Origin of the sequence: Rhodococcus sp. WB9, from assembly GCF_007558985.1 — a bacterium.
Taxonomy (GTDB): Bacteria; Actinomycetota; Actinomycetes; order Mycobacteriales; family Mycobacteriaceae; genus Rhodococcus_F; species Rhodococcus_F opacus.
Genome location: NZ_CP041769.1, coordinates 3,474,734 through 3,498,274, shown reverse-complemented (window position 1 = coordinate 3,498,274; position 23,541 = coordinate 3,474,734). Strand labels below are relative to the sequence as shown.

Sequence of the window (23,541 nt, the reverse complement as noted above, 5' to 3'; positions counted from 1 at the left end):
GACCGTCAGGCGGGCGCGCCGACCGACGCCGTCTTCGTGAGGAGGGCGGCGAGTTGCCCGTAGCCGTCCGCACGGGCACTGGACGAGCGGAATACGAGGCCGATCGTGCGGCCGGGCGCCGGAGCCGCGAAGCGGGCGGTCGCGAGCGGTCCCCGTCCGGTCTCCACCTGGACGGCGGATTCCGGGACCAGGGTGACGCCGAGCCCGCCGGCGACGCACTGCACCACTGTCGACAGTGACGTGGCGCGGGTGTCGCCCGCCACCGGGTGCGCGTCGACCGAGCGGCACAGGTCGAGGGTCTGGTCGCGCAGGCAGTGCCCCTCGTCGAGCAGCAGGAGGGGAAGCGCGTCCAGCATCTGCGGCGAGACGTCGGTGCGACCCGCGAGTGCGTGCCCCTCCGGGACGACCATCACGAAATCTTCTGTGTACAAAGGAATATCGACGAGACCGCTGACACCACTCGGCAATGCCAGCACCGCGACGTCGAGCGCTCCCACACGCAACGCCTCCAGAAGTCGCGCCGTCTGGTCCTCGATGACCTGCGGCTCGAGGGCGGGCATCTCCTCGCGCAGCGCCGGCAACAGGGCTGGCAGTACGTACGGGGCCACGGTGGGAATCAGCCCGATACGCAGCGGTCCGGCCAACCGGTCGCCGACACCCGCGGCCGTCGCGACGAAACCGTCCGCGGCCTCGAGGATGACCTTGGCCTGACCGAGGAGCCGCTCCCCGGCAGTGGTGACGAGGACGCGTCGGGTGCTGCGCTCGATGAGCTGCACGCCGAGCCCGTTCTCCAGGGCGGCGAGCGACTGCGACAGTGTGGGTTGACTCACACTCAATCGCGCTGCCGCCGTGCCGAAATGGCGGTATTCCGCGACTGCCACGAACGCACGCAGCTGCGACAGTGTGGGTTGATAACTCTGATCAGCCATGCCTATCAGCCTAGCGCTATCCATCACCTCTGCCTTTTGACCGGGGGCCGGTGGCGAACTCTCCCACCGTCGAGGCACTGCCTCGAAGTCGACTGGCGATAGGGTGCGTCAATGCCCATCCACGTAGATGTCGTCCGGGTGTTCACCGACGACAAAGGACGCCACGGCAATCCGCTCGGCATCGTCGACTCCTCGGCCGTCCCGCCCGAAAACCGGCAGTCCGTCGCTGCCGCACTCGGATACAGCGAGACGATCTTCGTCGACGTGCCCGGACCCGGCGACGAGCACGCGCGCGCCCAGATCTTCACCCCCACCACCGAACTGCCCTTCGCCGGACACCCCACGGTCGGACTGTCCTGGTGGCTGCACGAGCGCGGCGCCGCGGTCACCACACTCGACGTGCCCGCGGGCCCGGTCGCCACCCGCCGTTCCGGCGCCTTCACCTGGGTGCGGGCCCGGTCGGAGTGGGCGCCCGAGTTCTCGCTGTACCCCATGAACAGCGTGCGCGAGGTTCAGTCTGCGGACCCGAAGAAGTTCGGGGCCGGACACCATTATCTGTGGGCCTGGACCGACAAGGTCGAGCATTCGATCCGGTCGCGAATGTTCGCCCCGGACATGGGCATCACCGAGGACGAGGCCACCGGAGCCGCGGCCGTCCGGATCACCGCGCACCTCCGGCACGCCCTCCTGATCACCCAGGGCAAGGGATCCGAACTGCGCACCACCTACGACCCCGCCGGCTGGATCGAGGTCGGCGGACGAGTCCACCCCGAGAAGTCACGCACCCTCTGACGACGGCCGCCGACCTCGGCCCGCGGTGAGGTCGGCTTCGCTCAGAGTCACCTCGATCTCCCGGCCCAGCGTCACACCGGGAGCGAGGGGAAGCCTGTCGCCGCTCCAGAACTTGCCGGGGTCGTACCAGTTGGTGCGCCTGCGCCCACTGATCAGACCCATCTCCTCGTACGTCTGCGCAACCACCTCGGCGCAATAGGCACTTTCGAGGCCGCCCGACGTCTCCCGCCGGCGCCCCGTCCCGGGCAGGCGCCCGCCGAACCACCGTGACGCGAGTTTCGCGGTGGACGGGAACGGGGTTCCGTCGAGCCGGGCGATCGTCCGCAGCAACGCGTCCTCCTGCTGCGACGTCGCGGGTTCGGCGAGCTGGCGCAGCCATCCCCGCTGCCCGTACCGCGCGCCCCACACCTGGACCGCGCCGCGCAGGTCGTGGAGTTGCACACCGCGCTGGAAGCGTCCCGTCCACATGTCCTGAAGCGAATGTCCCAGCTCGGCGTGCCACATCAGCGGCGGCAGGTCCTCGAGGACCACCGACATGCCGACGTGGTTGACCGGACTGTTCGTCAGCGTCTGAATGGCCCTGTCTGCCGGAGACTCTCCCCGGAAGATCCAGATGTCGCCGGTGCGGGTGACCTCGACCGCGGTGTCGAGGTCGATGGTGGAGCCGTGTCGTCGTGCGTCCGTGTGCGGTGGCGCGTCCATGGGCCCTAGCCTAGAAGCATGCGACCCCGTGGCAGGCAATGGTGGAAACTTCTCGGACTCGCCGGTGTGGTGGGTGTCGCCGCGACCGGGGTCGTCGCGGTGCGCGCAGATCGGCAACGAAAGGCGTACACACCGGACGAGGTCCGGGCGCGTCTCCATGAGCGCTACACCCGCGCGTATGCGGTGCACGACGGGCAGAAGGAGATCGACCTGACCCCGCCCACCTGGCGGGACCGGGTGACCGGTGCCCTGCGTCGCCTCCGCAGGCGGGGCACCGGGACCGATCAGCCCAAGGCCCGGCGGATTCCGTCCACGAGCTGAGCGACCTGCTCGTCCGTCATCACGAATGCCGGCGAGATCTGCATGGCACCCTGACCGGCGGCGCGCCCCGAGATCCCGTGTTCGCGCAGCGTGTTCACGAACGGGAGCGCTTCCGCCGGATCGGCCAGCTGCACCGCCGCGACCGCACCGAGACCGCTGCGCACTTCCTCGACCCGCGGGTGGTCGGCGAGGGGCGCGAGGTGCTCGTGCAGTGACGACTCGAGCCGCTTCGACTCTGCCAGCAGGTTCTCGCGCTCGATGATGTCGAGGTTGGCGAGAGCAGCCGCGGCGGCACCCGCGTGCCCACCGTAGGTGTAGCCGTGCCGCCACCAGATCCCGCCGGCGTAGAACGGCTCGGCCACACGCGGGGCGATGAACACCGCCCCCATCGGGACGTATCCGGAGGTGAGACCCTTTGCCGTCGTCATCATGTCGGGCTGCAGGTCGAATCGCGTCGACGCGAACCACTCGCCGCCGATGCGACCGAATCCCGTGACCACTTCGTCGACGACGAACAGGATGTCATGCTCGCGGCAGATGTCACGGACCTCCGCGAGGTAACCCTCCGGCGGCAGGTAGACGCCGCCCGCACCGATCACGGGTTCGCAGAAGAACGCGGCGATCGTGTCGGCGCCGATCTTCTCGATCAGCTCGAGCAGGCCCTTCGCGTCGTTCCAGGCGACCGTGGCGGCGTCGGCCATCAACTCGCCGTAACCCTCGCGGTTGGCGGGAATTCCCGCCAGAGCGGTGCCCGCCACGTGCATCCCGTGATAGGCCTTTTGGCGGCCGACCACGATCGTCTTGGACGGCTTGCCCATCTCATGCCAGTAGCGGCGGGCGAGCTTGGCCGCCGTGTCCACGGAATCCGAACCACCGGACGTGAAGAAGATCTTGCTGCCCGGCACCGGCGCGATGGTCGCGAGACGATCGGCCAGGGTCGCGGTGGTCTCGGGAACGAAGTCGCCGAAGTTCGAGAAATGGGCCACGGTCCGCAACTGCTGCGCGACGGCGTCCGCGATCTCCGCACGGCCGTGCCCCACGTTGGTGAACCACAGCCCGGCCGTCGCGTCGAGGTAACGGTTGCCGCGGTCGTCCCAGATGTAGGCGCCCTCGCCGCGGGACACCACGAAGGGCCCCTTCTGTTCCACCGCGCCCATGTCCGCGAATCCGTGCCACAGTGCCGACGCCATGCTCATCCCTTCGTGAAACCCGCCCCGAGCCGACTATGCCATGTGGCCTGGAAATCCCCTCGCCCGACTCACGCGTCCCTCGACTGGTCGGCCCGACCTCCTTGCCTCGATCGGAGTCGGACCGCGGGCTTCGGCAGGCACAATCTCTCCATGCCCGGAGTGAGATGTCGCGAGAACTGGAAGACCCCGTGCCGGCCGTCGAGCTCGACTGCACCGAACTGACATACGCATGTCCTTCGAAGTACTCGCGCTGATCTCCGCCGCAGCCTTGGCCGGCCCCGTGCTCGCGAGTCGCCGGACCTGGCATCTACCGGTCGTTCTCGGCGAGTTGCTTGCCGGAATCCTCCTCGGCTTTACGGGTCTGCGCATACTCGATCCCGGCGATCCCACCTTCACATTCCTCGCGGACATCGGCTTCGCACTCGTCATGTTCGTGGCCGGCACACATGTGCCGATCCGGGACGCACGCATCCGGCCTGCGCTCGCGAAAGGCGTGGTTCGGGCTGTTCTCGTCGGTGTCGGTGCCACCCTGGCAGGGTTCGGGATCGCTCAGGCATTCGGTACCGGCCACGCCGCTCTGTACGCGGTCCTCATCGCGTCGTCGTCCGCAGCGCTCGTCCTACCCCTGATCGACTCGCTCGGGCTCGAGGGCACACCGATCGTGCAGACCGTAGCCCAGGTCGCGGTTGCCGACATCGCGTGCATCGTCGCTCTGCCGCTCGTGATCGATCCGGCGCAGGCCCCACGCGCCGCAGCAGGCGCAGTAGCCGTGACGGGGGCGACCGCCGTCTTCTACGCGGTCCTCCATGCGAGTGACAAACGCGGCTGGCTTCACAGCTTGCATCACGAGTCCAAGGAACGCGGCTTCGCACTGGAACTGCGGATCAATCTCGGGGTCCTGTGTCTCCTGGCGGCGTTGGCCATTCACTCCCACGTGTCGATCATGCTCGCCGGTTTCGCACTCGGACTGGTGATCGCGGCAGTGGGCGAGCCGCGACGCCTGGCCAAGCAGCTGTTCTCGATCACCGAAGGATTCTTCGGGCCGTTGTTCTTCGTCTGGCTCGGCGCATCCTTGAATGTCCGGGACCTCGGGGCGGACCCCTCCTCGATACTGCTCGGCGTTGCGCTCGGCCTTGCTGCCGTTCTCGTCCACTGCCTGACACGGCTGGTCGGTGTGCCGCTGCCCCTCGGCGTACTAGCCGCCGCTCAACTCGGCGTGCCCGTGGCCGCGGCGGCGATCGGTGCGCAATCGCATCTCCTGGGCCCAGGCGAGCCTTCGGCACTGATCCTCGGCGCGCTGGTCACCATCGCTTCCACCACATTCGCCGGCGCGATGGCGGCACGTCGGGGGTTCCGCGCGCCCTGACAGGCGTCAGGGGCACACCCACACGCGTCACTTCTCCGCCAGGGCGGTGGGGTGTGGCTCCGTGTCGATTCCCGGTATCCCGCGACCACGGATGGACGCGCCCGCCGTCTCGGCCACGAAGTACAGCGCGACGAGGCCGATCGCGCACGCGGCCATCATGTAGAACGCCGGCATCAGCGTGTTGCCGGTCCATTCGATGAGCAGTTCGTTGACCGCGGGTGCGGTGCCACCGAACAACGACGTCGACACGTTGTACGCGATGGCGAAACCCGCGAACCGCACGTGCGTCGGGAACATGGCCGGGAACGTCGCCGAAATCGTGGACAGCTGCAGGACGTACAGCAACCCGAGCACCGCGAACGCGAGGATCGCCCATCCGAAACCCTGACGCATCAGCAGGTACATCGGGACGGCGAGCACGATCAATCCCACGAGCGAGCCGTACCACAACGGTTTTCGGCCCACTCGGTCCGACAACCCGCCGGCGAACGGAATGACGGCCATCATCACGAGCTGCCCGACGATGAACAGGGACAGCGACGCGGTGGACGTCAGGCCGATCTGTGTCTCCAGATATGTCGGCATGTAACTGAGCAGGGTGTAATTGGTGACGTTCAACGCGATGACGAGGCCGCCGAGCAGCAGCAACGGCTTCCAGTACTCGGTCACCAGATCCTTGAACTCGTGGGTCGGCGTCGACTCCACCTCGCCCTCCGCGTCCAGTTCCCTGAACACGGGTGTCTCCTCGAGCTTGGTCCGCAGGTAGAGGCCGATCAGACCCATCGGTCCGGCGATCAGGAACGGGATACGCCAGCCCCAGGTGGACATGAACGGATCGCTGGAGAACAACTCCACCGCCAGGACCACGATCGCACCCAGCGCATACCCGCCGAGCGTGCCGAACTCGAGAAAACTTCCGCAGAAACCGCGCTTGCGGTCCGGCGAGTACTCGGCCATGAACGTTGCCGCGCCGCCGTATTCGCCGCCCGTCGAGAAGCCTTGGATCATGCGCAGCAGCACCAGCAGCAGGGGCGCCCAGAAACCGATGACGTCGTATCCCGGCACGAGGCCCACGCAGAACGTCGCACCCGCCATCAGGATGATCGTCAGTGCCAGAACCTGGCGGCGTCCGAGCCGGTCACCCAGCGGACCCCACACGAGGCCGCCGAGCGGTCGCACGACGAACGACACCGCGAACACGAGCAGGGCGTACAAGGTGGCCGAACCGGTGTCGCCGGGAAAGAACGTGGCCGAAATGTACGACACGGTGAACGCGTAGACGCCGTAGTCGAACCATTCGGTGGCGTTACCCATCGCCGACGCCGCGATCGCGCGACGGAGAACACCTGGTGGGAGGGTTTCCTGCTCGGCTGACGAACTCGCAGATGCCATGGTGATCCCGTCTCCTCGGGCCGGTTTCGCGTTCACTCATTGTGGCCCGAGTGGCACGTGTTGTCGCGCGTTTGCCGGTTACAGACACGCCACGGAGGCGCGCCCGAGCCGTCCCCGTGACAGTGTGCGACCACCGTCGCGCGGGTATCCACAACCCATGACCAGCCGAATCATCGCCATCGCCGTCGACTGCCGTGACGCGGAATCACTGTCACGATTCTGGTGCGACGCCCTGGGGCGAAGTCCGGGAAGAACCGCCTGCACCTCGACATCGCGCCGTCGTCCGGTACCCGCGACGAGGAGGTCCGGCGGCTCCTCTCGCTCGGCGCACGCCGGCTGAGCGACCACCCGGATGTTCCCTGGGTGGTCCTCGCAGACCCCGAGGGCAACGAATTCTGCGTGTTACCGGAACGTGGGGCCGACGACGGGACGACCACGTAGCCCTCGCCACCAGGCGGCGGGCCCGCCGTGGGCGACCCAGTGCCGTGCGTGGTCCACGTAATCCGTCGCCACCCGGACCCACTCACTCCAGGCACTCGGCGTGGGAAGGGTTTCGACCGAACGGGTCAGCAGACGATCGATCGCGTCCGACACGAGCTCCGCGCGCTCCAACTGCACCATGTGCCCCGCACCGGGGACCTTCACCAGTTCCGCGTCGGGCAGATGCCCAGCGATCGCCTTCGAATACCGGAAGGGGGTCAGGAGGTCGCGGTCGCCGCACACCACCAGCGTCTCGATGGGTGCGAGCAACGGCACCGCCGCCGTCTCGTCGTGATTCTTGAACGACGGCAGGAAGTCGACGAGCGTCTTGAGGGACGTGTCGTTGATCATCTGCTCGGAGTGCCACACGATCGCCGGGCTGATGCTGCGGTCACCGAACGACGCCGACCTCAGGATCGGCGCCAGCACCCTTTTGCTCGCGCCGCGACCGCTCTGGACGACCCGGGGCAGGTGGCGGGCCGCGGTGCTGAATCCGGCAACCACCGGCGTGTTGAGCGTCCGCGCGAGCCCCACGTCACCCAGCTTCTCCGCCGCGGTGGCGATCAGGCCCACCCCGACGATGCGGGACCCGATCAGATCGGGATGCTGTCCGACGTACGACAGGACCGCCATACCGCCCATCGAATGGCCGACCAGCACGATCGGCCCCTCGGGCACGAGCGCACGGATCACGGCGTCGACGTCCTGCGCGAGATGCGGAATGGTGCAGGTGGCGCGCCGCGGCACCCCGGAGTCGCCGTGCCCCCGCAGGTCGAAGAACACCATGCGAATCGTCGAGCCCCACGCCTCCTCGAGCTGAACCCGCTGGAAGTGCCACCCGGTCATCCTGTTGCAGAAGCCGTGGACGAACACCACCGTCAAGGGCGCGAACGCCGGACCCACCTCGCGCACCGCGAGCGGCACACCGTCGTCGGCGGCCACGACACTGCCGCGGTCGCGGCCGAGCAGGTCGAAGGTCTCGCCTGCGAACTCGTCGAACATAGTCTCCCAGCCGTTGCCGAAGTCACGGATGATCGCGCGGACGCCATTCGTGTGGAGGATAGCGCGGTCCGCGAATCGTCCGCGCGCACCTTCGCCGCTACCAATCCTCGTCGTACCGCCGGCGTGCACCGAGACGTCCCACCGCGTTGACGGCGAACGCCATCAACACCATCGCCAGCAACAACACGACCGCCGTCACGGCGAGCTGAAGGTACCCCTGCTGCCGGGGGTCCAGGAACGGGTACGGGTACCAGTCGACGATCGGACCCCGTATCAGGGAATAGGCGCCGTACACGGCCGGGAACACCAGCCAGCTCAGGCTCTGCGCCTCGGAGATCCGCACCCGGGACGGGGCCACCACCCAGTCCAGCAGCAGGACGAGCGGCAGCAGTCGGTGCAGGGCCGTGTTGATCCATGCGTCCTGCAGCATGACGTCGATGTTCGCCAGCAGCACCGCGTACACGATTCCGGTGATGACCATGTACAGCGTGGTCGCACCCCGGAACAGCTGCCAGCCCCGTGACTGCGGATCCCGGATCGCGCCGACGAACAGGACGACGACGGCGAGGATGTTGCTCTCGATGGTGAAGTAGCTGAGGAAATTGGCCAGTGAGAAGTCGTCGCTGCCGGCGCTACGGAGAGGAATCCACAGCAACGCGATCAGCCCGTAGGCGGCGAAGACCGCCCGCAGAACCCGAACGATCCTCCGACCTCGCAGGTCCGTGACGACGGCAGCGTCCATCCGCCGATATTCGCACACGGGCGGGCGCGGCACAGGGCGATCCACCGGGTTGGCTAGGCTGGGGTCCAGCATGTCCACCACAGCACCCAGCCGGCGGGAACTGAAGAACAGCCTCGGCGAACTCACACTGCGCGACGAACACCGGCTCCGCCGGCGACTCGACCGTGCGCGCACACCCGACGCACTCGCATCCCTGTCCGACGAAATCGCCGCCGCACGCGGACGCATCACACGAAGACTCGACAGCGTCCCCGTCATTGACTACCCCGACACGCTGCCGGTCAGCCAGCGCCGCGACGACATCGCGAAGGCGATCTCCGAGAACCAGGTCGTCATCGTCGCCGGCGAGACGGGATCCGGCAAGACGACGCAGATCCCGAAGATCTGCCTCGAACTCGGCCGCGGCGTCCGCGGCCTCATCGGACACACCCAGCCCCGCCGTCTCGCGGCGCGGACCGTCGCCGAACGGATCGCCGAGGAACTTCGCAGCGAACTCGGTGAGACCGTCGGCTACACCGTGCGATTCACCGACCAGGTGTCGGACGGCACGCTGGTGAAACTGATGACCGACGGAATCCTGCTCGCCGAGATCCAACGCGATCGGATGCTGCGCCGGTACGACACGCTGATCATCGACGAGGCCCACGAACGCAGCCTCAACATCGACTTCATCCTCGGATACCTGCGACAGCTACTCCCCCGCCGGCCCGACCTGAAAGTGATCATCACGTCGGCCACGATCGATCCGGAACGCTTCGCGCAGCACTTCGCCATCGACGGCGTGCCCGCCCCGATCGTCGAAGTGTCCGGGCGCACATTCCCCGTCGAGATGCGGTACCGCCCACTCACGGTGGAAGTGGGCGACCAGACGTTCGACCGCGACCCCGTCGACGCGGTGTGCGAGGCGGTCGAGGAGCTCTCCGGCGAGGGCGACGGCGACATCCTGGTCTTCCTCTCCGGCGAACGGGAGATCCGCGACACCGCCGACGCGCTCCGAGACCGCAGACTGCGCGGCACCGAGATCGTGCCCCTCTACGCCCGGCTGTCGGCGGCGGAACAGCACAAGGTGTTCACGCCCCACACCGGGCGGAGGGTGGTGCTGTCGACGAACGTCGCGGAAACGTCGCTCACCGTGCCCGGCATCCGGTACGTCGTGGACCCGGGAACCGCCCGCATCTCCCGCTACTCGGTGCGCACCAAGGTGCAGCGCCTGCCCATCGAACCGATCTCACAGGCGTCCGCCCGCCAGCGTTCCGGGCGTTGCGGCCGTGTGGCCGAAGGCATCTGTATCCGCCTCTACTCGGAAGAGGACTTCGAGGCGCGGCCCGCGTTCACCGAACCGGAGATCCTGCGCACCAACCTCGCGTCCGTCATCCTGCAGATGACGGCGCTCGGCCTCGGCGACATCGCCGCGTTCCCGTTCGTCCAGCCGCCCGACCCCCGGGCGGTCCGCGACGGCATCGGCCTCCTCGAGGAACTCGGGGCCATCGAACGGAAAGCCCAGAACGAGCAGCCCGTCCTCACCGCAGTCGGACGCGAACTCGCGCAGATCCCCGTCGATCCGCGCATGGCCCGGATGCTCGTCGAGGCGCACCGCAACGGCTGCCTGTCCGAGGTGCTGGTCATCGTCTCCGCCCTCTCGATCCAGGACGTGCGGGAACGTCCCGCCGAATTCCAGCAGGCAGCGGACGAGAAGCACGCCCGGTTCACGGTGGAGAACTCCGACTTCCTCGCCTTCCTCGAACTGTGGAAGTACCTGCGCGAGCAACGGAACGAGTTGTCGTCCAACCAGTTCCGGAAGATGTGCCGAAACGAATTCCTGCACTGGCTGCGCATCCGCGAATGGCAGGACCTGCACGGTCAGCTCCGTCAGATCACCCGTGGGCTGGGCTGGGACACCACCGACACCCCGGCCGGTGAGGCGGCGATCCACCAGTCCCTGCTCGCGGGGCTGCTGTCGCACATCGGGCTCCGCGAGGGTGACAAACGAGACTTCCTCGGGGCCCGCGGAAGCCGATTCGCGGTCTTCCCCGGCTCGAGCCTGTTCAAGAAGCCCCCGCGATGGGTCATGGCCGCCGAGCTGGTCGAGACGTCCCGGCTGTGGGCACGGATGTCGGCCGGAATCGAACCCGAGTGGGCCGAGAAGCTGGCGCCGCACCTCGTGAAACGCACCTACTCCGAACCGCACTGGTCGTCGAAACGCGGCGCCGCCATGGCCTACGAACGCGTCACGCTGTACGGCATCCCGCTCGTCGCCCGGCGTGCCGTCACCTACAGCACCATCGACCCCGAAATGTCCCGCGACCTGTTCATCCGCCACGCCCTGGTGCAGGGCGAATGGCAGACACAGCACAAGTTCTTCCACGCCAACCGCGCACTCCTCGAAGACGTCGAAGAACTCGAACATCGCGCCCGCAGGCGCGACATCCTCGTGGACGACGACACCCTCTACGACTTCTACGACCAGCGCGTCGGCCCGGAAGCGGTCTCGGCCCGGCATTTCGACTCCTGGTGGAAGGTCGCCCGCCGCAAGAATCCCGACCTGCTCACGTTCACCCAGGCGACGGTCGTCAACGCCGAATCGGCCGCAGTACTCGGCGGCGAATACCCCGACGCCTGGCGCCAGGGCGACATGCAGTTCCCCCTCACCTACCAGTTCGAGCCCGGCACCGAGGACGACGGCGTCACCGCCCGCATCCCGATCGCGCTACTGGCGGGCCTCCGCCCGGTCGGCTTCGACTGGCTGGTCCCCGGCATGCGTGTCGAACTGGTCACCGCCCTGATCAAGACGCTCCCGAAGACCCTTCGCCGACAGGTGGTTCCGGCACCGGACTTCGCGGCCGCCGCACTAGCCGCCGTGAAGCCCCGCTCCGAACCGCTCACCACGGCGATGGCGCGCGAACTGTCGCGGCTCGGCGCCTGTCGCATCGATCCCAAGGACTTCGCCGTCACCGCGCTCCCCGACCATCTGCGCATGACGTTCGCTGCCGTGGACGAGAAGGGTGCCGTCCTCGGCCGGAACAAGGACCTCGTGTCGCTGCGCAAGTCGCTCGCTCCCCGCGTCCAGGTGGAAGTGGCGAAGGCGGCCTCGAACTCGGAGCGGCCGCCCGCACTCACGTGGACCCCCGCCACCCTCGGTTCGCTCGAGGCCACCGTGACCCGCGAACTCGGCGGCCAGAAGGTCACCGGCTACCCCGCCCTGGTCCCGGAGGGTGACGGTGTCGCCGTCCGCGTGCTCAGCACCGCCGCGGCGCAACGAGCCGCCATGCGCGCCGGAACGCGCCAGCTGCTCCTCGCTGCCGTTCCCACCCAGGCGAAGACGGTCACGTCCGGCCTGAGCAACGCACAGCGACTGGCGCTCGGGCAGAATCCCGACGGCGGCCTCGACGCCCTGATCGACGACTGCCGCAACGCCGCCGCGAACCAATTGATCGCCGCACACGGCACGCCGGTGCGCACACCGCAAGAATTCGACGCCCTCGTGGCGACGGCGCGCGCTGAGATGGCACGGAACGTGGCGGTGCACCTACGACTGGTGTCGCCCGTGCTCGAAGCGGACCACCGGCTCGCCGTCGTGCTGGAACGCGCCACCGGTGAAGCCGCCGACGACGTGCGGGAACAACGGCAGTCGCTGCTTTTTCCCGGATTCGTCGCCGACATCGGTGCCACTCGCCTCCGCGAACTTCCCCGCTACCTCGCCGCCGCGGCGGCACGTCTCGAAGCCCTCCCGGGGAGCGCACCGCGTGACCAGAAGGGGATGGACGTTCTCGACCGGGTGTACGCCGGATACGAACGCATGCTCGCGGGCCTGCCGGAAGAACGACAGCACTCACCCGAGGTCGACGCGATTCACTGGATGATCGAGGAGTTGCGCGTCAGCCTGTTCGCTCAAACACTCGGGACACCGATCCCGGTCTCGGAGAAACGCGTGCTCAGTGCTATGGAGAAGGTGCGCTGACGCGCAGGCTCAGACGTCGTCTCGGGATTCGCGGTGTTCGCGTAGCTCTTTGATCTCGCGGGCGAAGTCCTCGGCGGAGCTGAACGACCGGTACACCGACGCGAAGCGCAGGTACGCCACCTCGTCGAGATCCCGAAGCGGACCGAGAATGGCGAGGCCGACCTCGTTGCTCGGGATCTCCGCCGAGCCCGACGCCCGGACCGCGTCCTCGACCTGCTGGGCAAGAAGATTCAGTGCGTCGTTGTCTACCTGCCGGCCCTGGCAGGCGCGGCGCACACCCCGCACCACCTTCTCCCGGCTGAACGGTTCCGTGACACCACTGCGCTTGACCACCGACAGCACGGCCGTCTCGACAGTGGTGAATCGGCGACCACACTCAGGGCACGAACGGCGGCGACGGATGGCCTGTCCTTCGTCGGCTTCTCGAGAATCGACCACACGTGAATCGGGGTGCCGGCAGAACGGGCAGTGCATGGCGATTCCTTCGTTGTAGCCGTCGTGGCCGCAACTGTTCGCCTCCCCCGATGGCGAACCGACGAAAACGGATTCACGCAGCGGATGCACGATCTCGACGCGACCACACGAAGTGGTGGGACTGACAGCATCCGAGACTACTCGGCCGCCCGACGGGACAGACATGCAGAGCCACCCCCGTCACCGGATAGCGGACGACGGGACGATCAGACTCTGGCCTGGGTGGAGCGCCGAATTGGACATGGCGTTCAGCTCCATGATCCGCTCGACCACCTGTGCCACCGGCAATTCCGGGGAGATCCGCGCCGCGAGCGCTGCCAGGCTCTCCCCCTGCTGCACCTGCACGACCTCCGTGGCCGCCGAGTTACTCACACCGTCGGTGGTGGCCAGCTGAGCCACCCCGACGAGCCCGCACAGCACACCCGCCGTGATCACGACACTCGCGAGCACCATCCGCCAGCCGACGTCGTTCGCCCCGCGCGCGTGATCGGCGCGGGAGACACCGGTGTAGGTGGGCCGGTACGCGACGGCGCCGGACGAGGGACGCCGCAGCTCGCCGTCGGTGCGCCGGCGACGCGGCTCGGTCCGGTACGACCGTGCGGCGCCGGAACGGACGACACCCCGTTCGAGGGCCTGCCGGTTCAGCACTGCCTGCCGATGGAGAACTGCGTTGCTCATCGGTACCTCCGCTGCTCGTATCCGTTGTCAGATCCGTTGTCGTATCCGCTACCGACCCGGTCGGCGTCCGATTCCTCCGGGCGTTCGATCACGCGTTCGAAGGAACACATGTTCGATTTCTACCACGGCACTCCGACAATGTCTCTACTTCTCACGACACGTGTCGAACAGATGTTTGAAACTCCGAGGAAAGCGGGATAGATTCGTGTCACGCGGCACAGCAGTCACATGCGACCCATACCGAGAAGATCCACATACAGACGGAGGCACCTCGCCATGAAGGACGACAGCTCGACCGACGGTTCGACTCCACGTGTGAGCGGTGGCTCCGCCGCCGGGTTGACCGACCGGCAGCGCCGTGTCCTCGAGGTGATTCGCACGTCCGTGAACGAGCGCGGATATCCGCCGAGCATCCGCGAGATCGGCGACGCCGTGGGGCTCACTTCCACGTCGTCCGTCGCTCATCAGCTGCGCACGCTGGAGCGGAAGGGCTTCCTCCGCCGGGATCCCAATCGTCCTCGCGCCGTGGACGTGCGCGGCCTCGACGAGGTGGCGGCGGGAGCCGCGGCGAACGCCACCGCCGCCGTCGGGTTGGCCGCGGTCAAGTCCGGCGCCGACGGCGCACTCCTGCCGGAACCCACGTTCGTCCCGGTCCTCGGCCGGATCGCGGCCGGTGGCCCGATCCTCGCCGAGGAAGCAGTGGAGGACGTCTTCCCGCTTCCCCGCGAACTGGTGGGCCAGGGCTCGCTGTTCCTGCTCAAGGTCGTCGGCGAATCGATGATCGATGCCGCGATCTGCGACGGCGACTGGGTGGTGGTCCGTCAGCAGAACGTGGCGGAGAACGGAGACATCGTGGCAGCGATGATCGACGGCGAAGCCACCGTCAAGACGTTCAAGCGCACCGAGAACGAGGTGTGGCTGATGCCGCACAATCCGCTGTTCGATCCGATCCCCGGCAACGACGCGGTCGTCCTGGGCAAGGTCGTCACGGTCATGCGCAAGATCTAGTCCCGGCACGAGGAGGGCCCCACGGCGATCGCCGTGGGGCCCTCCTCGCATCCACCCCGGATACGCAGGTCGTGCCTCGTCAGAGATTGAGGCCGCGACCGATGATTTCCTTCATGATCTCGGTGGTACCGCCGTAGATGGTCTGGACACGAGAATCCATGTACGCCTTGGCGATCGGGTACTCCTTCATATATCCGTAGCCGCCGTGCAGCTGCAGGCACCGGTCGATCAGCCGGACCTGCGCCTCGGTGGTCCACCACTTGGCCATCGCCGCGTCCTGCACCGACAGCTTCTCGTCGTTCAGCAGTTCGATGAACTTGTCGACGAGGACTCGGACGGCCGTTGCCTCGGTGGCGAGTTCGGCGAGCACGAAGCGGGTGTTCTGGAAGCTGCCGATCGACTTGCCGAAAGCCTTCCGGTCGCGGCAGTACTGGATCGTCATGTCCAGTGCCGATTCCATTGCGGCGGCGGCCACCACGGCGATCGACAGCCGCTCCTGGGGAAGGTTCTTCATCAGGTAGAGGAAGCCCATCCCCTCCTCGCCGAGGAGGTTGGCGGCGGGAACGCGGACATCGGTGAAGCTGAGTTCCGCGGTGTCCTGCGCCTTCATACCGATCTTGTCGAGGTTGCGGCCACGTTCGAAGCCCGGCATGTCCCGTTCGACGACCAGGAGGCTGAATCCCTGCGCCCCCTTGTCGGGATCGGTACACGCGACGACGATCACGAGGTCGGCGTTGATGCCGTTCGTGATGAAGGTCTTCGAACCGTTGAGGACCCAGTCGTCGCCGTCGCGCACGGCGCGGGTCTTGATGCCCTGCAGGTCGCTGCCCGTGCCCGGCTCGGTCATCGCGATGGCTGTGATCAGTTCACCCGACGCGAAGCCGGGCAGCCAGCGCTGCTTCTGCTCCTCGTTGCTCAGTTCGAGCAGGTACGGCGCGACGACGTCGTTGTGCAGGGTGAAGCCGATGCCGCTGTACCCGCCCCGGGTGGTCTCCTCGGTGACGATCGCGTTGTACCGGAAGTCGCGCACTCCGCCGCCACCGAATTCCTCCGGCACGGCCATTCCGAGGAAGCCCTGCTTGCCGGCCTCGACCCACAGGCTGCGGTCGACGATGTTCCGCTCTTCCCACTTGGCGTGGTTCGGCTCGGCGTGCTGTGCGAGAAACTTGCGGTACGACTCCCGGAACAGTTCGTGCTCCGGTTCGAACAGGGTGCGCTCCACGCCGACTCCTCGTATCAACTATCTGGGTACGTCTCGTTCTATCTGGGTACGTCTCGTTCGACGGTAGAGGCGAGGAACTACGTGGTGAATGACCCAGGTGATCGGGATTCGTGACCCATCCGGTCACGGTCTCAGGGCTTGCGGAACCGCGCGAGCGAGCGCATCACCGGGTAGGCGACGAGGATGCCCACCGAACCCCACGCGATGCCACCGAGTTCCACGGATCCGATCGTCAGCGTCAGGTCGCCGATGCCGGCGACGAGCGCCGCGGCGACCACGGTGAGGTTCACGGGGTCGGTGAAATCCACCTCGGCGTCCATCCAGATGCGCACACCGAGGACACCGATCAGTCCGTACAGCACGAGGGTGGCGCCGCCGATGACACCGTTCGGCACGGTGAACACGAGGGCACCGAACTTCGGTGAGAACGCGAGGACCACGGCGGTGGCGGCCGCGACCCAGTAGGCGGCGGTGGAATAGACCCGCGTCGCGGCCATGACTCCGATGTTCTCGGCGTACGTGGTGGTCCCGGAGCCGCCGCCGAATCCGGCGAGGGTGGTGGCCAGTCCATCCGCGACGAGGGCGTCGCCGGCGACGTCGTCGAGCGACCGACCCGTCATGGCCGACACCGCCTTGACGTGGCCGACGTTCTCGGCGATCAGGACGATGACCACCGGCAGGGTCAGCGCGATCACGGACCATTCGAACGTCGGCCCCCGTAATTCGGGCACACCGAACCAGGCCGCCTCCCGCAGCGCTGTGACCCGCTCCTCGGCGAGCCCGCCGATCACGGCGGCGAACACCCAGCCGACGACGACACCGACGAGGATTCCGAGACGGCCCAGCAGTCCCGGACCGAGCACTGTCACGAGCAGGATCGCCAGCAGGGTCACCCCGGCGATCAGCGGTTGCGATTCGAACGAATCCACCGCGGTGGGTGCGAGATTGAGCCCGATCAGGGCGACCACGGCGCCGGTGACGACGGGTGGCATGACGGCGTCGATGACCCGCGATCCGGCCAGCTTCACCGCGATGCCCACCACGAGCAGCAACAGACCCGCCGCGGCGACGCCGCCGAGTTGCGCGGCGGGACCCGAACTCTGCGACGCCGTCAGCGGCGCGATGAACGCGAACGACGACCCGAGATAGCTGGGGATGCGGCCGCGGGTGATGAGCAGGAACAGGGCCGTACCGATACCCGAGAACAGCAGTGTCGTAGTGACCGGAAACCCGGTGATGGTCGGCACCAGGAGGGTGGCGCCGAACATCGCGATGACGTGCTGCATCCCGATTCCGACTGTGCGCGGCCAGGTGAGGCGCTCGCCGGGAGCGACCACCTCACCCTCACCGATCCGCCTGCCGTCGCCGTGCATCGTCCACCCGAACGCCCGCGTGGGGGTGGACGGGCCGGCAGAGCCGCCGGCCGGACCGTCGGGGGCGTCGGTTTCTCTTTTCGTCACAGTTCGCCAATAGTAGGCACGATCTGGGAGTTTCGCGTCTTCGGGACCGGATCCCGCGGCAAACCGGGACTACGCGCCCAGCACCCGTACCGCCGCGGCCCGCGCCTCCGCCGGATCACTCGTGGCGAGCACGTCCTCGGCGGCACGACGGCAGTCGTCCAGCGAGACCGATCCCACCTTCGCCCCGACACCGGACACGGCGGCACCGGCGCAGGACAGCGACGTGACCCCGAGTCCGATCAGCACGCAGGCGAGTAGCGGGTCGGCGGCCGCCTCGCCGCAGACGCCGACCGGTTTGCCCGCCGCGATGCCCGCCTCGGCCGTGCGGGCGACGAGCGCGAGGACCGCCGGTTGCCAGGGGTCGGTGAGCGATGCCAGGTCGGAGGACATCCGGTCGGCGGCCATCGTGTACTGCGCGAGGTCGTTCGTGCCGATGGACAGGAAGTCGACGTGGCGCAGGAGGCGGTCGGCCAGAAGCGCGGCGGCCGGTACTTCGACCATCACGCCGGGCACGAGTCCGCGGGCGCGGACCTCCGTCGCGAAGGATTCGGCCTCGGCGGGAGTCGAGATCATCGGCGCCATCACCCACGGCTGCGACTGTGTCTGCTTCGCCGCGGCGGCGACGGCGTCGAGTTGCCTGCTGAGGATTCCCGGGTTCTGTTCGGCGATCCGGATTCCGCGGACCCCGAGCGCCGGGTTCGCCTCTTCTGCGTGGTTGGCGAAGCGCAGCGGCTTGTCCGATCCCGCGTCGAGCGTCCGGATCACCACCTTCCGGCCGGCGAACGCGTCGAGCACCTCTCCGTAGATCTTGGCCTGCTCGTCGACACCGGGCTCGGAATCGCGGTCCAGGAAGCACAACTCGGTGCGGAACAGTCCGACGCCCTCGGCGGCGGTCGTGGCCGCCGAGCGCGCACCGGCCCCGTCCTGGACGTTGGCCAGAATCGACACGGAATGCCCGTCGCTCGTGCGGCCGGGTCCTTCCCACGACTGGATGCGGATCCGTTCGGCGCGGCCGTGTTCCACGGCGGCACGGGCCTCCACGGGGTCCGGTTCGACCACGAGTTCACCCGCCGACCCGTCGAGGAGGACGGGAGTGCCCGCGACGACGGATTCGAGGTCACGCACCGCGACCACACACGGAATGCCCAGCTGCCGCGAGATGATCGCGGTGTGGCTCGTCGGGCCGCCGAGGACGGTCACGAGTCCGACGATCAATTCGGGATCGAGACCGGCGGTGTCGGCGGGCGCGAGGTCCTGGGCACACAGGATCGACGGTGTCGTGGGCACGGGGATGCCGGGTTCGGGCAGGCCGAGGAGTTCGGACACGACGCGGTCCCGGATGTCGCGCAGGTCGGTCACCCGTTCGGCCATCAGCCCGCCCATCTTGGTGAACAGGGTGGCGAACTGCTCGGTGGCTTCGGCCGCCGCTTCCTCGGCCGGGGCTCCACCGGCGATCAGCTTCTGCGCGGCACCGAGCCAGCCGCGGTCGGCAGCCATCGCCGCGTTCGCCTGCAGCACCTCTGCCGCGGCCCCGGAGACGCTCGCCGCGCGGTCGCGGAGTCGTTGCGACACGACGGCGGCCGCTTCCTCGAAGCGGACCTTCTCCGCGTCGCGCGACGCCTCGTCGATCCTGGCCGATCCGGGTGCGACCTCCGGCCGCGGAGCCGGCCAGATCACCGGCGCGTAGGCAATGCCGGGTACCACCGGCGTACCTCGCACGATTTCACGGTCTTCGGTCATCGGGTCCTCCTGGCCGGCTCGTTCTGTCTTCACACAGTCGGAAATGCGAATCGACTATGTGACGGAGATTACTCTCAACTCTTGACATGTCAACACACTCGGGCGTAAAACAACATGACACAACATTTCGTGTGATGCAGACCATAACGGATCACATCACCGAACACTTCACCGACGAGAACAGGAACGGGGTCACGGTGTATCCGGAAGAACGCCAGCAAGCGGTCACCACGCTGATCTCGCAGCGGGGACGCATGTCGGTCGCGGACCTCTCCGACACGTTCGGCGTCACCACCGAGACCGTGCGCCGTGACCTCGCTCTTCTCGAGCGTCTCGGCCACGTCCGCCGCGTGCACGGCGGCGCGGTGCCTGCGGGGTCCCTCACGGTCACCGAGCCCGGCATGACGGAGCGCGATCACACCCGCGCCGAGCAGAAGGACCGGATCGCCAAGCGCGCCGCCGCCTACCTGCCTCCGTCCGGTGGCAGCGTGCTGTTCGACGCGGGAACCACGACGGGGCGCATCATCCCGGAACTCCCGTCCGATCTGGACCTCACCGTGATCACCAACTCCGTGCCGATCGCAGCCCGGCTCGCGGGACTCAATTCGGTGACGCTCCACATGCTGGGCGGCCGGGTGCGCGGCATCACGCAGGCCGCCGTCGGCGAGGAGGCGCTGCGCATCCTCGACGTCCTCCGCGTCGACGTCGCGTTCATCGGCACCAACGCGCTCAGCGTCGGCCACGGCCTGTCCACACCGGACACCGAGGAGGCCGCGGTCAAGCGCGCGATGGTCCGGTGCGCCAACCACGTCGTCGTGGTCGCCGACTCGTCGAAGGTCGGGAGGGAACACCTCGTGAGCTTCGCCCCCATCCACAGCGTCGACATCCTCGTCACCGACGCCGACATCAGTTCCGCAGACCGAGCCCACTTCCACGACCAGGGAATCGAGGTGGTGATCGCATGATCGTCACGCTGACCGCCAATCCGAGCATCGACCGCACCGTCAACCTGGTGGGGCGCCTCGAACGAGGAACCGTTCTGCGCGCGGCCGCCACCCACAGCGACCCGGGAGGCAAGGGCGTCAACGTCGCCCGCGCGCTCACGTCGGCCGGTGTCGCCGCTGTCGCGGTACTCCCGGGCAACGAGGGTGATCCCCTGCTCACCGCCCTGTCCGAGCACGGGATCGAGCACGTGACCGTGGCGACGTCCGGTCCGGCGCGCACCAACATCACCATCACCGAACCCGACGGCACCACCACCAAGGTCAACGAACCCGGCGTCGTCATGTCGGCCGAGTCCCTCGCCGATCTGCAGTCGGAGATCATCAAACGCGGGTCCCGGGCCGAGTGGGTCGTGCTGTCCGGTTCCCTTCCCCCGGGCATTCCCACCGACTGGTACGCCACGCTCGTCGAGGCACTCCGCTCGGCACCATGCCGAGTCGCCGTCGACACGTCGGACGCCCCGCTGCTCGCGCTCGCGGAACGGTTCCCCGCGGCCGCCCCCGACCTCGTGAAACCGAACAGCGAGGAACTCGCTCAGCTCACCGGCGCCGACGGGCAGTTGCTCGAGGAATCCGCGCTGCGCGGGGACCCGACGGCCACCGCCCATGCCGGCAGGCAACTCGTGGACCGCGGGGTCGAAGCCGTCCTCGCCACGCTCGGTGCCGCGGGTGCGGTTCTCGTGACGGAGGCCGGCGCCTGGTGGGCCACGCCACCACCGATCGTTGCCCGCAGCACCGTCGGCGCCGGCGACTCGTCGCTGGCTGGCTACCTGGCAGCGCAGATGTCCGGCGCGACCCCCGCGGACTGCCTCCGATCCGCCGTCGCCTACGGCAGCGCGGCAGCAGCCCTTCCCGGCACCACCCTGCCGACCCCCGAACACGTCGACATCGACGCCGTCACTGTCACCGCCCTCATCTCCCCCGCCCCCGATCCGGCCTGAACCAGAAGGAAACACCATGTCTCACTCGACACCCGACCGCGATTCGGGGCCGCAGATCATCAGCGAAGATCTGATCTCCCTGGACACCGACCTCGGAGCCTCCAAGGAGGACGTGATCTCCGCGCTCTCCCGGCGTCTGGCCGACGCCGGTCGCGCCACCGAAGCCGACGCTCTCCGCGACGCCGCACTGGCGCGTGAATCACAATCGGCTACGGGACTTCCCGGTGGGATCGCGATCCCACACTGCCGTTCCGAAGCTGTTGTGGCGGCGTCCCTCGGATTCGCCCGGCTCGCCCCGAAGGTCGACTTCGGTGCCCCTGACGGACCTGCAGATCTGGTGTTCCTCATCGCCGCGCCCGAAGGTGCGGGCGCGGAGCACATGAAGCTGCTCTCCTCGCTCGCGCGGGCGCTGGTTCGCCCCGCCTTCGTCGGAGCGCTCCGTGATGCGAAGTCCCCCGCCGAGATCGTCACCCTGGTGAACGACGTCCTGGCACCCGCACCCGCACCCGCCGCCACGCCGGCGGCCGCCGCTCCCGCAGCCGCAGCACCCGTGGCGGCCTCCGCGGCCTCCGCGGCCCCGGCTCCGAAGCCCGAACCGGTCGCCCCGGAGAAGGAACCCGAGCCCGAAGAGGGACCGAAGCACATCGTCGCGGTCACGGCCTGCCCGACCGGCATCGCCCACACGTACATGGCCGCCGACTCCCTCGTCGCCGCCGGCGAACGCGCAGGCGTCGTCGTCCACGTGGAGACTCAGGGTTCGAGCGGAAGCACACCGCTGGCCCCGGGAGTGATCGCGGGCGCGTCCGCCGTCATCTTCGCCACCGATGTCGGGGTGAAAGGCAAGGAACGCTTCGCAGGCAAGCCGGTGGTGGCGTCGGGCGTCAAGCGCGCCATCAACGAGCCCGACACCATGATCACCGAGGCACTGCGCGCGGGCATGAACCCGTCCGCGGCCACCGTGGACGCCGGTAGCGCCGGCAGCGCGGCGGACGAGCCGGCCGGATCGATCGGCTGGGGCACCCACCTGCGCCAGGTGCTGCTCACCGGTGTCAGTTACATGATCCCGTTCGTCGCCGCCGGCGGTCTGCTGATCGCCCTCGGCTTCCTGCTCGGCGGGTACGAGATCTCCGGTCCCGCGGAGGACATCGTCCTCAGCAACTCCCTCGGCCAACTCCCCGAGGGTGGCCTGGCGACGTACCTGGGCGCGGTGCTGTTCCAACTGGGTTCGCTGGCGTTCAGCTTCCTCGTACCCGCTCTGGCCGGTTACATCGCCTTCGCCATCGCCGACCGGCCCGGTCTGGCTCCGGGCTTCACCGCGGGCGCCGTGGCTGTCTTCGTCGGCGCCGGATTCATCGGAGGCCTCGTCGGTGGTCTGATCGCCGGCGTGGTCGCGCTGTGGATCAGCCGGATCCCGGTTCCCCAGTGGTTGCGCGGCCTGATGCCGGTGGTGATCATCCCGCTGTTCGCGACGCTGATCGTCGGCGCACTCATGTTCCTGGTCCTGGGCCGTCCGCTCGCCTCGATCACGTCGGGACTGACGAACTGGCTCAACGGTCTGTCCGGCAGCTCCGTCATCTTCCTCGGCATCATCCTCGGCCTGATGATGTGCTTCGACCTCGGTGGCCCGGTGAACAAGGCCGCCTACGCGTTCGCGGTGGCCGGCCTCAACGTCAACGATCCCGCCTCGCTGCGGATCATGGCGGCCGTGATGGCTGCGGGCATGGTCCCGCCGCTGGCGATGGCTCTCGCGTCGACCGTCCTGCGTCCCAGCCTGTTCAGCGAGGCGGAACGCGAAAACGGCAAGGCGGCCTGGCTTCTCGGCTCGGCGTTCATCTCCGAAGGTGCCATTCCGTTCGCCGCCGCCGACCCGCTGCGCGTCATTCCCTCGATGATGGCCGGCGGCGCCGTCACCGGCGCCCTGATCATGGCGTTCAACGTCACCCTCAGCGCACCGCACGGCGGAATCTTCGTCTTCTTCGCCATCGGCAACCTGCTGTGGTTCCTGGTGGCGCTGGCCGCCGGTGTAGTCGTCGCCGCGCTGTGCGTCGTCGGCGCCAAGGAATTCATCAAGCCCGGCGCGTCCGACGCCGAACTCGACCCCGACGTTGCGACAGTCGCAGCGTAAGAGAAACAGATCGACCCG

General features: G+C 68.1%; 20 protein-coding genes. 9 read left to right on the top strand and 11 right to left on the bottom strand.

Features of this window, described 5'->3' with window-relative positions; translation table 11 throughout:
* Nucleotides 1–5: 5 nt before the first annotated feature.
* Nucleotides 6–929: a hydrogen peroxide-inducible genes activator gene (locus FND50_RS16225; protein WP_025432399.1), complete on the bottom strand. Its 924-nt coding sequence runs from the start codon at nucleotides 927–929 to the stop codon at nucleotides 6–8.
* 111 nt (nucleotides 930–1,040) lie between these two features.
* Between FND50_RS16225 and FND50_RS16220 the strand changes: the two genes are divergently transcribed.
* Nucleotides 1,041–1,721, top strand: coding sequence for a PhzF family phenazine biosynthesis protein (locus FND50_RS16220; RefSeq protein ID WP_065490634.1), 681 nt, complete (start codon nucleotides 1,041–1,043; stop codon nucleotides 1,719–1,721).
* Here the strand turns inward: FND50_RS16220 and FND50_RS16215 are convergent.
* Nucleotides 1,707–2,423, bottom strand: a complete 717-nt coding sequence (locus FND50_RS16215) for a hypothetical protein (RefSeq protein WP_144286358.1) — start codon at nucleotides 2,421–2,423, stop codon at nucleotides 1,707–1,709. The two genes, FND50_RS16220 and FND50_RS16215, sit on opposite strands and share 15 nt — an antisense overlap.
* A 66-nt stretch (nucleotides 2,424–2,489) precedes the next feature.
* Here FND50_RS16215 and FND50_RS16210 point away from each other — a divergent pair, with 66 nt between their 5' ends.
* The gene (locus FND50_RS16210; RefSeq protein ID WP_144289075.1) at nucleotides 2,490–2,744 is read left to right on the top strand and encodes a hypothetical protein; all 255 of its coding nucleotides are present in this window, start codon (nucleotides 2,490–2,492) and stop codon (nucleotides 2,742–2,744) included.
* On the opposite strand, the gene FND50_RS16205 is transcribed toward FND50_RS16210, so the two are convergent.
* The gene (locus FND50_RS16205) at nucleotides 2,708–3,940 is read right to left on the bottom strand and encodes an aspartate aminotransferase family protein (protein WP_144286357.1); all 1,233 of its coding nucleotides are present in this window, start codon (nucleotides 3,938–3,940) and stop codon (nucleotides 2,708–2,710) included. The two genes, FND50_RS16210 and FND50_RS16205, sit on opposite strands and share 37 nt — an antisense overlap.
* Nucleotides 3,941–4,163: 223 nt before the next feature.
* Here FND50_RS16205 and FND50_RS16200 point away from each other — a divergent pair, with 223 nt between their 5' ends.
* Complete coding sequence (locus FND50_RS16200) at nucleotides 4,164–5,300, top strand: cation:proton antiporter (protein ID WP_144286356.1); 1,137 nt, start codon at nucleotides 4,164–4,166, stop codon at nucleotides 5,298–5,300.
* A gap of 27 nt (nucleotides 5,301–5,327) precedes the next feature.
* Here the strand turns inward: FND50_RS16200 and FND50_RS16195 are convergent, their stop codons facing one another.
* Nucleotides 5,328–6,692, bottom strand: a complete 1,365-nt coding sequence (locus FND50_RS16195; RefSeq protein ID WP_007296350.1) for an MFS transporter — start codon at nucleotides 6,690–6,692, stop codon at nucleotides 5,328–5,330.
* Between the two features lie 222 nt (nucleotides 6,693–6,914).
* Between FND50_RS16195 and FND50_RS16190 the strand changes: the two genes are divergently transcribed.
* Nucleotides 6,915–7,133: a VOC family protein gene (locus FND50_RS16190; RefSeq protein WP_260850997.1), complete on the top strand. Its 219-nt coding sequence runs from the start codon at nucleotides 6,915–6,917 to the stop codon at nucleotides 7,131–7,133.
* Here the strand turns inward: FND50_RS16190 and FND50_RS16185 are convergent.
* Nucleotides 7,095–8,174: an alpha/beta fold hydrolase gene (locus FND50_RS16185; protein WP_039950742.1), complete on the bottom strand. Its 1,080-nt coding sequence runs from the start codon at nucleotides 8,172–8,174 to the stop codon at nucleotides 7,095–7,097. The genes FND50_RS16190 and FND50_RS16185 overlap by 39 nt on opposite strands.
* Nucleotides 8,175–8,271: 97 nt before the next feature.
* Nucleotides 8,272–8,916, bottom strand: coding sequence for a Pr6Pr family membrane protein (locus FND50_RS16180; RefSeq protein WP_144286355.1), 645 nt, complete (start codon nucleotides 8,914–8,916; stop codon nucleotides 8,272–8,274).
* Nucleotides 8,917–8,986: 70 nt separating this feature from the next.
* On the opposite strand from FND50_RS16180, the gene hrpA reads away from it, so the two are divergent.
* Nucleotides 8,987–12,874, top strand: coding sequence for an ATP-dependent RNA helicase HrpA (hrpA, locus tag FND50_RS16175; RefSeq protein ID WP_144286354.1), 3,888 nt, complete (start codon nucleotides 8,987–8,989; stop codon nucleotides 12,872–12,874).
* Nucleotides 12,875–12,883: 9 nt separating this feature from the next.
* On the opposite strand, the gene nrdR is transcribed toward hrpA, so the two are convergent.
* Nucleotides 12,884–13,348: a transcriptional regulator NrdR gene (gene nrdR, locus FND50_RS16170; RefSeq protein ID WP_007296355.1), complete on the bottom strand. Its 465-nt coding sequence runs from the start codon at nucleotides 13,346–13,348 to the stop codon at nucleotides 12,884–12,886.
* A 180-nt stretch (nucleotides 13,349–13,528) separates the two neighbouring features.
* The gene (locus tag FND50_RS16165) at nucleotides 13,529–14,026 is read right to left on the bottom strand and encodes a LysM peptidoglycan-binding domain-containing protein (RefSeq protein WP_144286353.1); all 498 of its coding nucleotides are present in this window, start codon (nucleotides 14,024–14,026) and stop codon (nucleotides 13,529–13,531) included.
* A 276-nt stretch (nucleotides 14,027–14,302) separates the two neighbouring features.
* On the opposite strand from FND50_RS16165, the gene lexA reads away from it, so the two are divergent.
* Entirely contained in the window at nucleotides 14,303–15,034 is a 732-nt protein-coding gene (lexA, locus tag FND50_RS16160) for a transcriptional repressor LexA (RefSeq protein ID WP_144286352.1), read from the top strand.
* 79 nt (nucleotides 15,035–15,113) lie between these two features.
* Here lexA and FND50_RS16155 read toward each other — a convergent pair whose 3' ends face one another.
* The 3 genes from FND50_RS16155 to ptsP all read right to left on the bottom strand — a co-directional run bounded on the left by FND50_RS16155 (nucleotide 15,114) and on the right by ptsP (nucleotide 19,456).
* The gene (locus tag FND50_RS16155; RefSeq protein ID WP_144286351.1) at nucleotides 15,114–16,256 is read right to left on the bottom strand and encodes an acyl-CoA dehydrogenase family protein; all 1,143 of its coding nucleotides are present in this window, start codon (nucleotides 16,254–16,256) and stop codon (nucleotides 15,114–15,116) included.
* A 131-nt stretch (nucleotides 16,257–16,387) separates the two neighbouring features.
* The gene (locus tag FND50_RS16150) at nucleotides 16,388–17,629 is read right to left on the bottom strand and encodes a uracil-xanthine permease family protein (protein ID WP_007296358.1); all 1,242 of its coding nucleotides are present in this window, start codon (nucleotides 17,627–17,629) and stop codon (nucleotides 16,388–16,390) included.
* A 156-nt stretch (nucleotides 17,630–17,785) separates the two neighbouring features.
* Nucleotides 17,786–19,456 carry a phosphoenolpyruvate--protein phosphotransferase gene (gene ptsP, locus FND50_RS16145; RefSeq protein WP_144286350.1) on the bottom strand — a complete coding sequence of 557 codons (1,671 nt, stop codon included), beginning with the start codon at nucleotides 19,454–19,456 and terminating at the stop codon, nucleotides 17,786–17,788.
* Between the two features lie 197 nt (nucleotides 19,457–19,653).
* Between ptsP and FND50_RS16140 the strand changes: the two genes are divergently transcribed.
* Genes FND50_RS16140 through FND50_RS16130 form a run of 3 tightly spaced genes read left to right on the top strand, consistent with a single transcriptional unit; the run spans nucleotide 19,654 to nucleotide 23,523 of the window.
* Nucleotides 19,654–20,421 carry a DeoR/GlpR family DNA-binding transcription regulator gene (locus tag FND50_RS16140; protein ID WP_005261129.1) on the top strand — a complete coding sequence of 256 codons (768 nt, stop codon included), beginning with the start codon at nucleotides 19,654–19,656 and terminating at the stop codon, nucleotides 20,419–20,421.
* Nucleotides 20,418–21,398, top strand: coding sequence for a 1-phosphofructokinase (gene pfkB / locus FND50_RS16135; RefSeq protein WP_144286349.1), 981 nt, complete (start codon nucleotides 20,418–20,420; stop codon nucleotides 21,396–21,398). Before FND50_RS16140 ends, pfkB begins: the two co-directional genes overlap by 4 nt.
* A 16-nt stretch (nucleotides 21,399–21,414) precedes the next feature.
* On the top strand, nucleotides 21,415–23,523 hold the full coding sequence (locus tag FND50_RS16130) for a fructose-specific PTS transporter subunit EIIC (RefSeq protein WP_144286348.1): 2,109 nt from the start codon (nucleotides 21,415–21,417) through the stop codon (nucleotides 23,521–23,523).
* Nucleotides 23,524–23,541: the final 18 nt, after the last annotated feature.

What these genes read in the sequence shown, in the direction of transcription:
- FND50_RS16220 (WP_065490634.1), top strand. Translation starts at nt 1,041, where the DNA reads ATGCCCATCCACGTAGATGTCGTCCGGGTGTTCACCGACGACAAAGGA.
- lexA (WP_144286352.1), top strand. Translation starts at nt 14,303, where the DNA reads ATGAAGGACGACAGCTCGACCGACGGTTCGACTCCACGTGTGAGCGGT.
- nrdR (WP_007296355.1), bottom strand. Translation starts at nt 13,348, where the DNA reads ATGCACTGCCCGTTCTGCCGGCACCCCGATTCACGTGTGGTCGATTCT.
- ptsP (WP_144286350.1), bottom strand. Translation starts at nt 19,456, where the DNA reads ATGACCGAAGACCGTGAAATCGTGCGAGGTACGCCGGTGGTACCCGGC.
- pfkB (WP_144286349.1), top strand. Translation starts at nt 20,418, where the DNA reads ATGATCGTCACGCTGACCGCCAATCCGAGCATCGACCGCACCGTCAAC.
- FND50_RS16200 (WP_144286356.1), top strand. Translation starts at nt 4,164, where the DNA reads ATGTCCTTCGAAGTACTCGCGCTGATCTCCGCCGCAGCCTTGGCCGGC.
- FND50_RS16215 (WP_144286358.1), bottom strand. Translation starts at nt 2,423, where the DNA reads ATGGACGCGCCACCGCACACGGACGCACGACGACACGGCTCCACCATC.
- FND50_RS16185 (WP_039950742.1), bottom strand. Translation starts at nt 8,174, where the DNA reads ATGTTCGACGAGTTCGCAGGCGAGACCTTCGACCTGCTCGGCCGCGAC.
- FND50_RS16150 (WP_007296358.1), bottom strand. Translation starts at nt 17,629, where the DNA reads ATGCACGGCGACGGCAGGCGGATCGGTGAGGGTGAGGTGGTCGCTCCC.
- FND50_RS16180 (WP_144286355.1), bottom strand. Translation starts at nt 8,916, where the DNA reads ATGGACGCTGCCGTCGTCACGGACCTGCGAGGTCGGAGGATCGTTCGG.
- FND50_RS16130 (WP_144286348.1), top strand. Translation starts at nt 21,415, where the DNA reads ATGTCTCACTCGACACCCGACCGCGATTCGGGGCCGCAGATCATCAGC.
- FND50_RS16165 (WP_144286353.1), bottom strand. Translation starts at nt 14,026, where the DNA reads ATGAGCAACGCAGTTCTCCATCGGCAGGCAGTGCTGAACCGGCAGGCC.
- FND50_RS16195 (WP_007296350.1), bottom strand. Translation starts at nt 6,692, where the DNA reads ATGGCATCTGCGAGTTCGTCAGCCGAGCAGGAAACCCTCCCACCAGGT.
- FND50_RS16205 (WP_144286357.1), bottom strand. Translation starts at nt 3,940, where the DNA reads ATGAGCATGGCGTCGGCACTGTGGCACGGATTCGCGGACATGGGCGCG.
- hrpA (WP_144286354.1), top strand. Translation starts at nt 8,987, where the DNA reads ATGTCCACCACAGCACCCAGCCGGCGGGAACTGAAGAACAGCCTCGGC.
- FND50_RS16225 (WP_025432399.1), bottom strand. Translation starts at nt 929, where the DNA reads ATGGCTGATCAGAGTTATCAACCCACACTGTCGCAGCTGCGTGCGTTC.